We start from the raw sequence: 12,652 nt of genomic DNA on the forward strand, positions 1-12,652 counted from the left end.
GCGGGGAGCGGCGGTAGGATGACAGCGGCCTCTCGGCCGACCCGACACCCACCCCATGCGGCATCCCTCGCGGTGTCCGCCGGAGAATTCGGAGCATCCCAGGATGACTCGCCAGCTGGTCACCAGCGCGCTTCCCTACATCAACGGGATCAAGCACCTGGGCAACCTGGTCGGGTCCATGCTCCCGGCGGACGTCTACAGCCGCTACCTGCGGCTGCGCGGCGAAGAGGTGCTCTTCATCTGCGCGACCGACGAGCACGGCACCCCGGCCGAACTCGCCGCGCAGGAGGCCGGGCTGCCGGTCGCCGAGTTCTGCGCCCAGCAGCACGACGCGCAGAAGGCGATCTACGACGGCTTCGGGCTGTCCTTCGACTACTTCGGCCGCAGCTCCTCGCCGCAGAACATCGAGATCACCCAGGCCATCGCCCGGCAGCTGCAGGCCAACGGCTTCATCGAGGAGCGCTCGATCCGGCAGGTCTACTCCAACGCCGACCGCCGCTTCCTGCCGGACCGCTACATCGTCGGCACCTGCCCGTACTGCGGCTACGACAAGGCGCGCGGCGACCAGTGCGAGAACTGCACCCGGGTGCTGGACCCGACCGACCTGGTCGGGCCGCGCTCCGCCATCAGCGGCAGCGACGACCTGGAGGTCCGCGAGACCAGGCACCTGTTCCTGCTCCAGTCGAAGCTGGCCGGCGAGGTCGAGGCCTGGGTGGACGAGCACGGCAGGGACTGGCCGGTCCTGGCCTCCTCGATCGCCCGCAAGTGGCTGGCCGAGGGCCTGCACGACCGCTCGATCACCCGCGACCTGGAGTGGGGCGTCCCGGTCCCGGCCGACGTCTGGCCGGAGCTGGCCGCCGAGGGCAAGGTCTTCTACGTCTGGTTCGACGCCCCGATCGAGTACATCGGCGCCACCAAGGAGTGGTCGGACGCGGGCAACGGCGACTGGAAGTCCTGGTGGTACCAGGCCGACGACACCGTCCGCTACACCCAGTTCATGGCCAAGGACAACGTCCCCTTCCACGCGGTCATGTTCCCGGCCACCCAGCTGGGCACCCGTGATGCCTGGAAGAAGGTCGACTACCTCAAGTCCTTCAACTGGCTGAACTACTACGGCGGCAAGTTCTCCACCAGCCAGAAGCGCGGCGTCTTCACCGACGCGGCGCTGGGGCTGCTCCCGGCCGACTACTGGCGCTACTTCCTGATGGCCAACGCCCCCGAGTCGGACGACACCAACTTCACCTGGGAGCTGTTCACCTCCTCGGTGAACAAGGACCTGGCCGACACCCTCGGCAACTTCGTCAACCGGGTGCTCTCCTTCTCCCGCAAGCGCTTCGGCGACGAGGTCCCGGCCGGGCGCGAGCCGGGCGAGCCCGAGCAGCGGCTGGGCGCGCTGACCGCCGAGCTGCTGGCCGAGTACGAGGGCCAGCTGGACGCCCTGCAGTTCCGCAAGGCCGCCCAGGCGCTGCGCGCGCTGTGGAGCGCGGGCAACTCCTACCTGGAGGAGAAGGCCCCCTGGCTGGAGGTCAAGGCCGACCCGGAGGGCGCCGCGCTGACGCTGCGCACGGCGATGAACCTGATCCACCTGTACGCGGTGGTCTCCGAACCGTTCATCCCGGCCAGCAGCGCCGCCATGCGCTCGGCCTTCGCCCTGGAGAGCGACGACCGCAGCTGGATCACCGCCGACGAGGCCCGGGCGCTGGCCCTGGTCCCGGCCGGTACGCCGTTCACCGTCCCGCCGGTGCTCTTCGCCAAGATCACCGACGAGGACCTGGCGGAGTACCGCACCCGCTTCGGCGGCGAGCCGGCCGACGCGGTCTGAGCCCACCGCCTGCACCACCTGCACGACCGCCGCGCGGCCGGGGGAATTCCCCCGGCCGCGCGCCGCGTTGAGCCGTCAGAGCAGGCGGGGTCGGATGCGGTCCGGATCGGCGAGGAGGCACGCCATGTACGGCAGCGACGAGACGGTGCGCAGGATCCTTCAGGACACCGGCGACACCTGGGCGGTGGTCGGCCTGTCCAACAACCAGCGGCGGGCCGCCTACGGGGTCGCCCGGGTGCTCCAGCGCCACGGCAAGCGGATCGTCCCGGTCCACCCCAAGGCCGAGACCGTGCTCGGCGAGCCCGGCTACCCGAGCCTGGACGCGGTGCCGTTCCCGGTCCACGTGGTGGACGTGTTCGTCAACAGCGGCCTGGCCGGGGCCGTCGCCGACCAGGCGGTGGCGGCGGGCGCCCGGGCCGTCTGGTTCCAGCTGGGCGTCGTCGACGAGGCCGCCTACGCGCGCACCACGGCGGCCGGCCTGGAGATGGTCATGGACCGCTGCCCGGCCATCGAGATCCCGCTGCTGCCCGAACCGTCCTGAGCCGGCCGCCGTCGCCGCCGCGCACCTGGCTCAGGACGGGCGGCCCAGGGCCCGGTAGGTCCAGCCCGCGCCGCGCCACACCACCGGGTCCAGCACGTTCCGCCCGTCCAGGATCCGCCGCTCGCCGACGACCCGGCCCAGCGCCTCCGGGTCCATCGTCCGGAACTCCTGCCACTCGGTGAGGTGCAGCACCACGTGCGCACCCTCGGCGGCCTCCAGGGCGCTGTCGGCGTAGGAGAGCGACGGGAACAGCTTGCGGGCGTTGTCCATGGCCTTGGGGTCGTAGACGGTGACCTGGGCGCCCTGGAGCTGGATCTGACCGGCGACGTTCAGCGCGGGGGAGTCGCGGACGTCGTCCGAGTCGGGCTTGAAGGCCGCGCCGAGGACGGCGACCCGGCGGCCGAGGAAGCCCCCGCCGCACTGCTCCCGGGCCAGCTCCACCATCCGCGAGCGCCGCCGCATGTTGATCGAGTCGACCTCGCGCAGGAAGGTCAGCGCCTGGTCCGCGCCCAGCTCCCCGGCCCGGGCCATGAACGCCCGGATGTCCTTGGGCAGGCAGCCGCCGCCGAAGCCCAGCCCGGCATTGAGGTACCTGCCGCCGATGCGGGCGTCGTAGGCGAGCGCCCCGGAGAGCTGCACGACGTCCGCGCCGGACGCCTCGCAGACCTCGGCCATGGCGTTGATGAAGGAGATCTTGGTCGCCAGGAAGGAGTTGGCGGCGGTCTTCACCAGCTCGGCGGTCGGGAAGTCGGTGACCACCAGCGGCGTCCCCTGCTCCAGCAGCGGCGCGTACAGCTCGCGCAGCACCTCCTCGGCGTGGTCGCTGCGGACGCCGATGACCAGCCGGTCGGGGTGCAGGGTGTCCTCGACGGCGTAGCCCTCGCGCAGGAACTCCGGGTTCCAGGCGACCTCGGCCGCCTCCCCGGCCGGTGCCCGCTCGGCCAGCCGCAGCGCCAGCCGGTCCGCGCTGCCGACCGGCACCGTGGACTTCCCGACGACCAGGACCGGCCGGTCCAGGTGCGGCGCCAGCAGGTCGAAGGCGGACTCCACGTACGACATGTCGCAGGCGAACTCGCCGCGCCGCTGGGGGGTGTTGGTGCAGACGAAGTGGACCTCGCCGAACGCCCCGACCTCCTCCCAGGAGGTGGTGAACCGCAGCCGCCCGGTGGAGCCCTCCATCCCGGCCAGGTGGCCGCGCAGCAGCTCCTCCAGCCCCGGCTCGTACATCGGGACGTTCCCGGCGGACAGCGCGGCGACCTTCTCCGGCAGGATGTCCAGGCCGAGCACCTCGTGGCCCAGTTCGGCCATGCAGGCGGCGTGGGTGGCCCCCAGGTAGCCGGTGCCGATGACGGTGATCCTCATGGCTGCTGTCCCTTCCGCCGGGCGGTGACGCCGGGTGATCGGGGCGACCGGCCCTGCGATCGTACGCCCGGCTCCGGGGCCTGTTGTGCACGTCACGCGACGGCGGAGGGCCCGGAAGCTTTAGAATTCAGATGTAGCCGAATGTTACTTAACAGTAGATAACCTGGGGTGAGGCGCGTGGCGTCCAGCGGTTCCGCAGACTTCGACCTTTTCCGGATCTCCGAGGAGCACGAGATGCTCCGCGACGCGGTCCGCTCCCTCGCCGAGGCGAAGATCGGGCCCTTCGCGGCCGAGGTCGACGAGCAGGCCCGATTCCCGCAGGAGGCGCTCGACGCGCTGCTCGCCAACGACCTGCACGCCGTCCACGTCCCCGAGGAGTACGGCGGCGCGGGCGCGGACGCCCTGGCGACCGTCATCGTCATCGAGGAGGTGGCCCGGGTCTGCGCGTCCTCCTCGCTGATCCCGGCCGTCAACAAGCTCGGCTCGCTGCCGGTGATCCTCTCCGGCGACGAGGCGCTCAAGCAGAAGTACCTGGCCCCGCTGGCGCGCGGCGAGGGCATGTTCTCGTACTGCCTCTCCGAGCCGGACGCCGGCTCGGACGCGGCGGGCATGAAGACCCGCGCGGTGCGCGACGGCGACTCCTGGGTCCTCAACGGCGTCAAGCGCTGGATCACCAACGCCGGTGTCAGCGAGTTCTACACGGTCATGGCCGTGACCGACCCGGAGAAGCGCTCCAAGGGCATCTCCGCCTTCGTGGTCGAGAAGGGCGACGAGGGCGTCAGCTTCGGCGCCCCGGAGAAGAAGCTCGGCATCAAGGGCTCGCCCACCCGCGAGGTTTACTTCGACAACGTGCGCATCCCCGCCGACCGCATCATCGGCGCCGAGGGCACCGGCTTCGCCACCGCCATGAAGACCCTGGACCACACCCGCATCACCATCGCCGCCCAGGCCCTCGGCATCGCCCAGGGCGCCCTCGACTACGCCTCCGGCTACGTCAAGGAACGCAAGCAGTTCGGCAAGGCCATCGCCGAGTTTCAGGGCATCCAGTTCATGCTCGCCGACATGGCGATGAAGCTGGAGGCCGCCCGCCAGCTCACCTACGCGGCAGCCGCCCGCTCCCAGCGCGGCGACAACGACCTGACCTTCTTCGGCGCCGCCGCCAAGTGCTTCGCCTCCGACGCCGCCATGGAGATCACCACCGACGCCGTCCAGCTCCTCGGCGGCTACGGCTACACCCGCGACTACCCGCTGGAGCGCATGATGCGCGACGCCAAGATCACCCAGATCTACGAAGGCACCAACCAGGTCCAGCGCATCGTCATGGCCCGCAACCTCCCGTAGCCACGGCTTCGCCCCGCACGAAGGACGACCCCCGGCACGATGCCGGGGGTCGTCCGCGTCACTCGTCCCAGAGTTGGTGGCAGATGATGGTGCCGGTGGTGGGCATGGGGGGTTCCGGCGGGGTGGGCGGGGCGGTGCACGTGCCGTTGTGGGCGTAGCGGGGGCAGGCGCCGTCGGGCTTGCGGAGCTGGTGGGCGGCCCAGGCGAGGCTGCCGCCGGTGTGCTCGCTGGGCGGGGCCGGCAGGTACTGGTCGGTGATGGCGGAGGCCGCCATGCCGCCGGCCAGCAGCAGGGCCAGCAGCGCGCCGACGGCGGTGAAGCGGACGGCGGGCAGTCGGGGCAGGGCGGGCAGGCCGGGGGTGGCCGCGGCGCGTTCCGACGCCAGCGCGGCGACGGCCCGGGTGAGGTCGCCGAGGCGCTCGGCGACCAGGACGCAGCCGACGACCGCCAGCGCGGTCAGCGTGTACTGGATCTCGAAGGTGGTGTGCGGGAACAGCCGGATGTTCTGGTCGCTGACCATGCGCTCGGCGAAGCCGAACCGCAGCAGCCAGGAGCCGCCGAAGCAGGCCACCAGGCCCAGCACGGCCGGGCGGCGCAGCCCGAGGGCGACCGCCAGGCCCAGCCCGGCGATCATGGCGACCGTCCAGAAGTCCAGGCCGGCGAAGGTGCCGACGACGTTGGGGAAGACGCCCGGCTGGTTCCAGTTGACCGCCGAGAACGGCAGCTCGCCCAGGTAGGCGGGCTGGGTCAGGGTGATCTGCGAGCACCAGAGGTCCTTGGTGTTGCTCGCGCCCAGCATCTTCAGCGTGTAGTCGCCGCCGATGGCGAGGAAGGCCACGGCGGTGCCGCCGAGCAGCAGCAGCCCGCGCACCCGCCCGCCGGCCCGCCGCCACGGGAACAGCGCCAGCACCAGGACGACCGCGCCCGGGAACGACCACACGTGCCAGCCGGAGTAGGTGATGAACAGCACGCCGAGCATGACGCCCAGCCAGGCCCCGCGCAGCACCGCGCCCCAGGCGGTGAAGGCCGGCGAGCCGCGCAGCCACTGCGCCAGTTTGGCGATCACCGGCACCAGCAGCAGCAGGATCAGCGGGCTGTACTGCTTGTAGGGCATGTACTGGGACACCCCGCAGAGCACCGCGACGCCCAGCGCGGGCAGCGGGCGCAGCACCATCCGCCAGGCCAGGTACACCAGCGGGCAGGTCAGCGCGGTCAGCACGATCAGCAGCGGCTTGAAGACCAGCCCGGCGTTGCCGTGGTAGAACTGCTCGGCCAGCCAGGCCACCAGGTGGGGTATCCCCGGCGAGTAGACGTTGTGGAAGGTTCCGGTGCGGACCACCGACTGGGCCCAGTAGTCCAGGCTGCCGGTGTCCCCGCCGAGGCCGTTGATCGGCCAGGGCGTGCCGCGCAGCATGAACACCTGGCCGCCCGCGAGGAATCCGCTGACCAGCCCGGCGACGCCGGCCGCGCCGAGCCTTACGCCCCACTCCCGGAGCCGGGCGCCGCCGCGCACCACGGCCCAGCCGACCAGCGCCAGCAGCGGGATGCCCAGCACGGCGAGCCGGAACTGCAGGGCGGCCAGCCCGGCGATCTGCCCGGAGCGGACCACCGGGTTGTCGTCGACGGTGCGCGCCCACCAGGTGAACAGCAGGGCGACGGCCAGGCCGACGGCCCACTCCCCGGCGGCCGGGCCCCAGCGCCGGGCCAGCCGGGCCGGGACCGGCGAGGACGGGCTCCAGCGCGGGGAGGGACGCTGCGGCAGGCCCGCGGCGGGCGGGGAGCCCTTCGCCATGGGTTGGTTCCCTTTCGGTGGTTCGTGCTGTCGGTGGAGCGCGGTGCCGGTGGATCGCGGTGCCGGTAATTCGTGCTGCCGACGGCCCGGACGGACGTACGGACGCGGGGCCGCGCCGCTGGTTCAGGTGTGCGACCGACCGGGGAATCGTAGCGGGCGGGGGCCGGTCAGACCCATCGGTCGAGGAGGCGCGCCGCCGCCTCGACGTCGGCGGTGAGCTTGCGGTCCTCGGTGTCCGGGTCCAGGACGGCGGCGGCGTCGCGCTGGAGCCTGCCCAGGTCGGTGGCCGGGTCCAGCACCGCGCCGCGCATCCGCAGGGTGCGGACGGCGGCCAGCAGCTCGCAGGCCAGCACCAGCCGCAGCTGCCCGACGACCTCCAGCAGCCGCCGCGCCCCGGTGGCGGCGAAGCTGGCGTGCTCCTCGACGCCGCGCGAGAGCACCGCGTGGCCGAGGGTGACCGGCTGCGCCGCGCCGCGCAGCTCGGCGAGGGCGGACTGGGCCGCGTACTCGACGATCATGATGCCGCTGCTGCCGTCCGCGTCGTGCGCGAGGAACGGCGCCAGGCCTGTGAAGGCGGGCGAGACCAGTACCCCGAGCCGGGCGGCGGACAGCTGGGCGGTGCCGAGCACGGCCAGCCGCAGCTGGTCCAGCGCCAGCGCCAGGGACGCCTGGTGGAAGCCGCCGTGGTGGTGGTAGTCGGCCGGGGCCAGCGCCAGCAGCGGGTTCTCGGCGGCGGCGTTGATCTCGACGTCCAGCACCCGTTCCAGGGCGTCCGCCGCGTCCAGCGCCGCGCCGTGCACCTGCGGCAGGCAGCGGAACCCGAAGGGATCCTGGACCAGCGGCGGGGTCCAGGCCGGCGGTTCCAGCAGGGCGCGCATCCGGGCGGCGGTGCGGATCGCCCCCGGATGCGGGCGGCGGGCGTGCACCACGGCCGCGTACGGCTCGGTCGAGCCGTGGACGGACGCCAGCGACAGCGCCGCCACCGCCGGGAGGCGCTCCAGCAGGGCGAGCAGGTCGGTGTGGGCGACGGCCGCCTGGCCCGTGGTCAACGCGCTGCTGGACATCAGCGGCAGGGCGTCCCAGCCGTCCAGGGTGATCGGGGCGGGCGCGGGGCCGGGGAGCGGCTCGTCGGCGTCCTTGCGCCAGGGCTGCTCACCAGCCAGGGTGAGGCCCAGCTCGGCGAGGGCGGATAGGTCGGCGGTGCCGACCGAGCCCAGGGCGTGCACCACGGGCACGTGGCCGGAGGCCAGCGCCTCGGCGAGCCGGTCGGCGACGGCGGCGGACAGCGCGGAGCCCGCGCCGAGTATCTGGTTCAGCCGGACGGCGAGCATGGCCCGGGTCTGCTCGACCGGGACCAGCGGTCCGATGCCGCCGCTGTGGCTGCGCAGCAGCCGCATGCCGTGGCCGTCGGCGGCGGTGCCGTCCGGCAGGTCGGTGGTGCGGTTGGCGCCCACGCCGGTGGTGTGGCCGTAGACCCGGCGGCGGGCGACGACGGCTTCGGCGGCGGCCCGGGCCCGCACCATCCGCTCGCGCGCGGCCGGGTCGACGGCGGGCCGGGCCGCCCTGCGGGCGAGGGCGGTCACCTGGGCGGCGGTGAGCGAGCTGCCGTCGAGGGTGATGCTGGGGGGCGTCATGGGCTGCGGGATGCCTTCCGTCAGGGCCTGGGCGGTCCCGCCCGGCGCCACGGCGGTCGCGGACCGCCGCGGACCGGCACCGCTGCGGACCGGCACCGCCGCGGATCAGCACCGCCATGGACCTTGCTGGCACAGGAGTATGGCAATCGTTCAGCTGTTCGCCCAAGCCCCGCACGTCAGTGCGAGGCGCCGCCCAGGTTGAGCGCCACCACGCCCGCGATGATCAGCGAGATCCCGACCACCTTCAGCGTGTTCAGGCCCTCGCCGAGGAAGGAGAAGCCGATGGCGGCCACCACGGCCGTGCCCGCCCCGGACCAGATGGCGTACGCGGTGCTCACCGGGATGTGCTTCAGTGCCTGGCTGAGCATGGCGAACGAGAAGACGTAGCCCACCACCACCACGATGCTGGGCAGCAGTCTGGTGAAGCCCTCGCTGTACTTCATCGAGACGGTCGCGCAGATCTCGCTGGAGATCGCCAGGGCCAGGAACAGGTAGGGCATGGTGGCAGACGCTCCCTTCGGTCCTCACCCGCCCGCGACGAGGGTCCGCAGCAGCGCCAGGTCCACGTCCAGCAGGCTGCGGACGACGACCCGGCCGGGCGCGGCCGGGATGGCGGCGGCGGAGGGCACGGCCAGCACGGAGCAGCCCGCGGCCTCGGCGGAGGCGACCCCGACCGGGGTGTCCTCGACGGCCACGCAGCAGTCGGCGCTGAGCTCCAGGGCGTTGACGGCGGCGAGGTAGGGGTCGGGCGCGGGCTTGGTCTGCGCGGTCTCCCCGGCGGCGAAGGAGACGCTGAAGCGGCGCCGGCCGAGGGCGTCCAGGACGGTGTCCACGACGTTCCGCGGCGAGGCGGAGACCAGGGCGGTCTTCAGCCCGGCGGCCTGGACGGCGTCCAGCAGCTCCAGCGCGCCGGGCAGCGGTACCACCTGGGCCTCGACCAGGCCGGTGAAGCGGCGGTCCAGGGCGGTGGCGACCGAGTCCAGCGAGCGGCTGGTGCCGCTGGCGCGGTGCAGGTGGGCGGCGGTGTGGTCGACCGGGCGGCCGAGGATGTGCTGCTCGTCGTCCTCGCCGAGTTCGAGGCCGAGCAGCTCGGCCTCCCGTTCCACCGCATGCCGCCACAGCTCCTCCGTGTCCACGAGGGTGCCGTCCATGTCGAACAGGACGGCGTGCAGGGTCCGGGATGTGGCGGCGGTGCGGGTGGGCACGGGGCGCTGCTTTCTGTCGGGGTGTCGGTGGCGGGTCCGGTGCGGGGTCAGCCCGCGGTGCGGATGTCCACCAGGACGGGGCGTTCCGGGAGGCGGACGGTGACCGGGCTGCCGGCGGGCAGGGCGGCGGCGTCGTGGGTGGACAGGTCGGCCTTGAGCGCCGAGCCGTCGGCCAGGCGGACGGTGAGCCGGGTGACCGCGCCCAGGAAGGTGCTGCCGGTGACCACGGCCGAGCCGTTGCCGCCGGCCTCCAGCAGCAGGTTCTCCGGGCGCACCAGGACGTCCACGTCGGTGTCGACCGCGAGCGGGGTGCCGTCGACGGGCAGCCGCTGGCCGAGGACGGAGACGACGGTGGGGTCGTGCGCGATGTGGCCGGGGATCCGGTTCATGGTGCCGACGAACTCCGCGACGAACGCTGTGGTGGGCCTGGCGTACAGCTCGGCCGGGGTGGCGCACTGCTCCAGGCGGCCGTTGTGCATGACCGCGACCCGGTCGGCCATGGACAGCGCCTCCTCCTGGTCGTGCGTGACGAAGAGGGTGGTGATCCGCAGCTCCTGCTGGAGCCGGCGGATCTCCTCGCGCAGGCTGAGCCGGACCTTGGCGTCCAGCGCCGACAGCGGCTCGTCGAGCAGCAGCACCCGCGGGCGCAGCGCCAGGGCGCGGGCCAGGGCGATGCGCTGCTGCTGGCCGCCGGAGAGCTGGTGCGGGTAGCGGTCGCCGTGCTGGGGCAGGCCGACCAGTTCCATCAGCTCGTCGGCGCGCTTGCGGCGCTCCACGGTGCCGGTGCCGCGCATCCGCAGCCCGAAGGCGACGTTGTCACGGGCGTTGAGGTGCGGGAAGAGGCTGTAGGACTGGAAGACCATCCCGGCGTCGCGCTGGTGCGCGGGCACGCCGGTGATGTCCTTGCCGTCCAGCAGCACCTCGCCGGAGTCGGGGGTCTCGAAGCCGGCCAGCATCCGCAGGGCGGTGGTCTTGCCGCAGCCCGAGGGGCCGAGCAGGGCGAGCAGCTCGCCCGGGCGGACGGTCAGGTCGAGCCCGTCCAGCGCGGTCGCCTGGCCGAAGCTGCGGCGCAGCTGCCGGAACTCGACGGTGGCGCTCTTGTCGGTGGCGGGTGGTATGACGGAGGCGACGGTGGGGGCCGCATTGGACATGAGGGGTGGCTCCCTTGATTCAGGCGGGGGTGGCGCCGGACTTGCGGCGTCCGGTGACGGAGAGGGCGAGCAGGACGGCCCAGGTGAGGACCATGCTGACCAGGGAGACGGCGGTGGTGACCGGCCCGTCGCCCGCGGAGTTGCCGTTGACGATCCAGACCGCGAAGGGGGTGTAGCCCAGGATCGAGGAGACCGTGAACTCGCCCAGGACCAGGGCCAGGGTGAGCATGGCGGCGTTGAGCATGGCGCCGCGCAGGTTCGGCAGGATCACCAGCACGATCGCGCGCACCCGACCGGCGCCGTTGTTCTGGGCGGCCTCGAGCAGCGTGCGGACGTCCAGGGCGCGCATGCCCGCGTCCAGGGTGCGGAACGCCAGCGGCAGCGCCATGACCACGTAGGCCAGCAGCAGCACCACCGGGAAGTTCGCGTTCTGGATCGCCAGCAGGGTGTCCCAGAAGGGGGTGGAGGCGAGGTTGTCGGTGCCCCAGCGCAGCAGGATGTTGATGCCCGAGGTCAGCGCGATGGAGGGCACCACCAGCGGCAGCATGCAGACGAACTCCACGACCGAGCGCAGCCGCGGGGTGCCCAGCCGCACCGCGATCACGGTGGGGATGAGCAGCAGGAACACCAGGGCGATGGTGGCCACCGCGAGCAGCAGCGACAGCTGCAGCGCGGGCCACAGGCCGCTGACGCTGAAGATCTGCGTGTAGGCGCTGAGGTTGAAGCCCTTGACCGGGTCGTCCACGGTGAACACGAAGGACCCGAGGAGGGGGCCGACGAAGTACACCGCGGCGATGATCATGATCGCGGCGCGGCCCGGGCGGCGGCGCACGGCCTCGCGGGGGGACTTGCGGCGGCTGCGCCCGGGGGCGGCGGTGGTCGGGTCGGGCAGGGTGGTCACACCAGCCATCGGGCGCTCCGGCGTTGCAGGGGCAGGTACAGGGCCATGACCAGGACCGAGATGACGACCATGTCCAGGCTCATGGCCAGCGCGACGTTGCTGGCGCTGGCGGAGACGTTGCCGTTGAGGGCGTCCGCGATCTGCAGGGTGATCAGCGGCACCGAGGCGCCGACCATCGCGGCGGCGGTGGCGTACGCGGCGAACGCCGAGCCGAACAGCAGCACGAAGCCGCCGAGCAGCGACGGCGCCAGCACCGGCAGGGCCACAAAGCGCCAGTACTGCACCAGGTTGGCGCCGTTGTTCTGGGCGGCCTCGCGCCACTGGCGGCGCAGCCCGTCCAGGGACGGGATCACCGACAGGACCATCAGCGGGATGAGGAAGTACAGGTACACCAGGACCAGGCCCCAGAACGTGTACAGCGACCAGCCCGCGCCGGTCAGGTGCAGCCGGGTGGTGAGCACGCCGGCGTTGCCCAGGGTGGCCACGAACGCGAACGCCAGCGGCACGCCGCCGAAGTTGGCGAGCACGCCCGAGGCGCTGAGCACGACGTGGCGCAGCACCTCGAAGCGCGAGGTGACCACGGCCTGGGCGAGCAGCAGCCCGGCGACGGTGGCGATCAGGGCCGCGGTCGCGGACAGCTTGACGCTGCCCTCGAGGGCGGTCAGGTAGCCGCCGGAGAGCGAGGCGGACAGGTTGCCACCGGTGTAGCTGGTGGGCTGGCCGGGCGCGTAGGTCGTGAACGCGCCGTAGGCCATGGCCAGCGCGGGCACGCCGAAGGCCACGGCAACGAAGAGGATGAGCGGCAGGACGGCGAGCCGCCCCGCCGCCGCCTGGCGCAGCGAGCTGCGCAGGCGGCGGCGGGGGCGGTCCGACCCTGCGGCCCCGGCGGGGGCTATCGGGTCG

At 72.9% G+C, this 12,652-nt stretch carries 11 protein-coding genes; 3 read left to right on the forward strand and 8 right to left on the reverse strand.

All coding sequences use genetic code 11. The features are described 5' to 3' along the window. Positions 1-103: 103 nt before the first annotated feature. Positions 104-1,822: a methionine--tRNA ligase gene (gene metG, locus GXW83_RS05450; protein ID WP_182441768.1), complete on the forward strand. Its 1,719-nt coding sequence runs from the start codon at positions 104-106 to the stop codon at positions 1,820-1,822. 124 nt (positions 1,823-1,946) lie between these two features. After that, positions 1,947-2,363 (forward strand): CoA-binding protein, encoded by a 417-nt coding sequence (locus tag GXW83_RS05455; RefSeq protein WP_182441769.1) that lies wholly within the window; start codon positions 1,947-1,949, stop codon positions 2,361-2,363. Between the two features lie 30 nt (positions 2,364-2,393). Here GXW83_RS05455 and GXW83_RS05460 read toward each other — a convergent pair whose 3' ends face one another. Then, positions 2,394-3,725 carry a UDP-glucose/GDP-mannose dehydrogenase family protein gene (locus tag GXW83_RS05460; RefSeq protein WP_182441770.1) on the reverse strand — a complete coding sequence of 444 codons (1,332 nt, stop codon included), beginning with the start codon at positions 3,723-3,725 and terminating at the stop codon, positions 2,394-2,396. A gap of 177 nt (positions 3,726-3,902) precedes the next feature. Between GXW83_RS05460 and GXW83_RS05465 the strand changes: the two genes are divergently transcribed. After that, positions 3,903-5,066 (forward strand): acyl-CoA dehydrogenase, encoded by a 1,164-nt coding sequence (locus tag GXW83_RS05465; RefSeq protein ID WP_255431285.1) that lies wholly within the window; start codon positions 3,903-3,905, stop codon positions 5,064-5,066. 58 nt (positions 5,067-5,124) lie between these two features. Here GXW83_RS05465 and GXW83_RS05470 read toward each other — a convergent pair whose 3' ends face one another. The 7 genes from GXW83_RS05470 to GXW83_RS05500 all read right to left on the reverse strand — a co-directional run bounded on the left by GXW83_RS05470 (position 5,125) and on the right by GXW83_RS05500 (position 12,600). Then, complete coding sequence (locus tag GXW83_RS05470) at positions 5,125-6,858, reverse strand: hypothetical protein (protein WP_182441771.1); 1,734 nt, start codon at positions 6,856-6,858, stop codon at positions 5,125-5,127. Positions 6,859-7,025: 167 nt separating this feature from the next. Further along, on the reverse strand, positions 7,026-8,492 hold the full coding sequence (locus tag GXW83_RS05475) for an aromatic amino acid lyase (RefSeq protein ID WP_182441772.1): 1,467 nt from the start codon (positions 8,490-8,492) through the stop codon (positions 7,026-7,028). A gap of 176 nt (positions 8,493-8,668) precedes the next feature. Beyond that, on the reverse strand, positions 8,669-8,992 hold the full coding sequence (locus GXW83_RS05480) for a multidrug efflux SMR transporter (protein ID WP_182441773.1): 324 nt from the start codon (positions 8,990-8,992) through the stop codon (positions 8,669-8,671). A 24-nt stretch (positions 8,993-9,016) separates the two neighbouring features. Further along, positions 9,017-9,697, reverse strand: a complete 681-nt coding sequence (locus GXW83_RS05485; protein WP_225446769.1) for an HAD family phosphatase — start codon at positions 9,695-9,697, stop codon at positions 9,017-9,019. A 47-nt stretch (positions 9,698-9,744) separates the two neighbouring features. After that, on the reverse strand, positions 9,745-10,848 hold the full coding sequence (locus GXW83_RS05490) for an ABC transporter ATP-binding protein (RefSeq protein WP_182441774.1): 1,104 nt from the start codon (positions 10,846-10,848) through the stop codon (positions 9,745-9,747). A 19-nt stretch (positions 10,849-10,867) separates the two neighbouring features. Further along, entirely contained in the window at positions 10,868-11,650 is a 783-nt protein-coding gene (locus GXW83_RS05495; protein ID WP_370466863.1) for an ABC transporter permease, read from the reverse strand. Between the two features lie 95 nt (positions 11,651-11,745). Next, entirely contained in the window at positions 11,746-12,600 is an 855-nt protein-coding gene (locus GXW83_RS05500; RefSeq protein ID WP_225447438.1) for an ABC transporter permease subunit, read from the reverse strand. Positions 12,601-12,652: the final 52 nt, after the last annotated feature.

The organism is Streptacidiphilus sp. PB12-B1b, assembly GCF_014084125.1.
Lineage (GTDB): Bacteria > Actinomycetota > Actinomycetes > Streptomycetales > Streptomycetaceae > Streptacidiphilus.

Coding starts and splice junctions, on each gene's coding strand:
- GXW83_RS05480 (WP_182441773.1), bottom strand. CDS start 8,992: ATGCCCTACCTGTTCCTGGCCCTGGCGATCTCCAGCGAGATCTGCGCG.
- metG (WP_182441768.1), top strand. CDS start 104: ATGACTCGCCAGCTGGTCACCAGCGCGCTTCCCTACATCAACGGGATC.
- GXW83_RS05470 (WP_182441771.1), bottom strand. CDS start 6,858: ATGGCGAAGGGCTCCCCGCCCGCCGCGGGCCTGCCGCAGCGTCCCTCC.
- GXW83_RS05475 (WP_182441772.1), bottom strand. CDS start 8,492: ATGACGCCCCCCAGCATCACCCTCGACGGCAGCTCGCTCACCGCCGCC.
- GXW83_RS05495 (WP_370466863.1), bottom strand. CDS start 11,650: ATGATCATCGCCGCGGTGTACTTCGTCGGCCCCCTCCTCGGGTCCTTC.
- GXW83_RS05460 (WP_182441770.1), bottom strand. CDS start 3,725: ATGAGGATCACCGTCATCGGCACCGGCTACCTGGGGGCCACCCACGCC.
- GXW83_RS05455 (WP_182441769.1), top strand. CDS start 1,947: ATGTACGGCAGCGACGAGACGGTGCGCAGGATCCTTCAGGACACCGGC.
- GXW83_RS05490 (WP_182441774.1), bottom strand. CDS start 10,848: ATGTCCAATGCGGCCCCCACCGTCGCCTCCGTCATACCACCCGCCACC.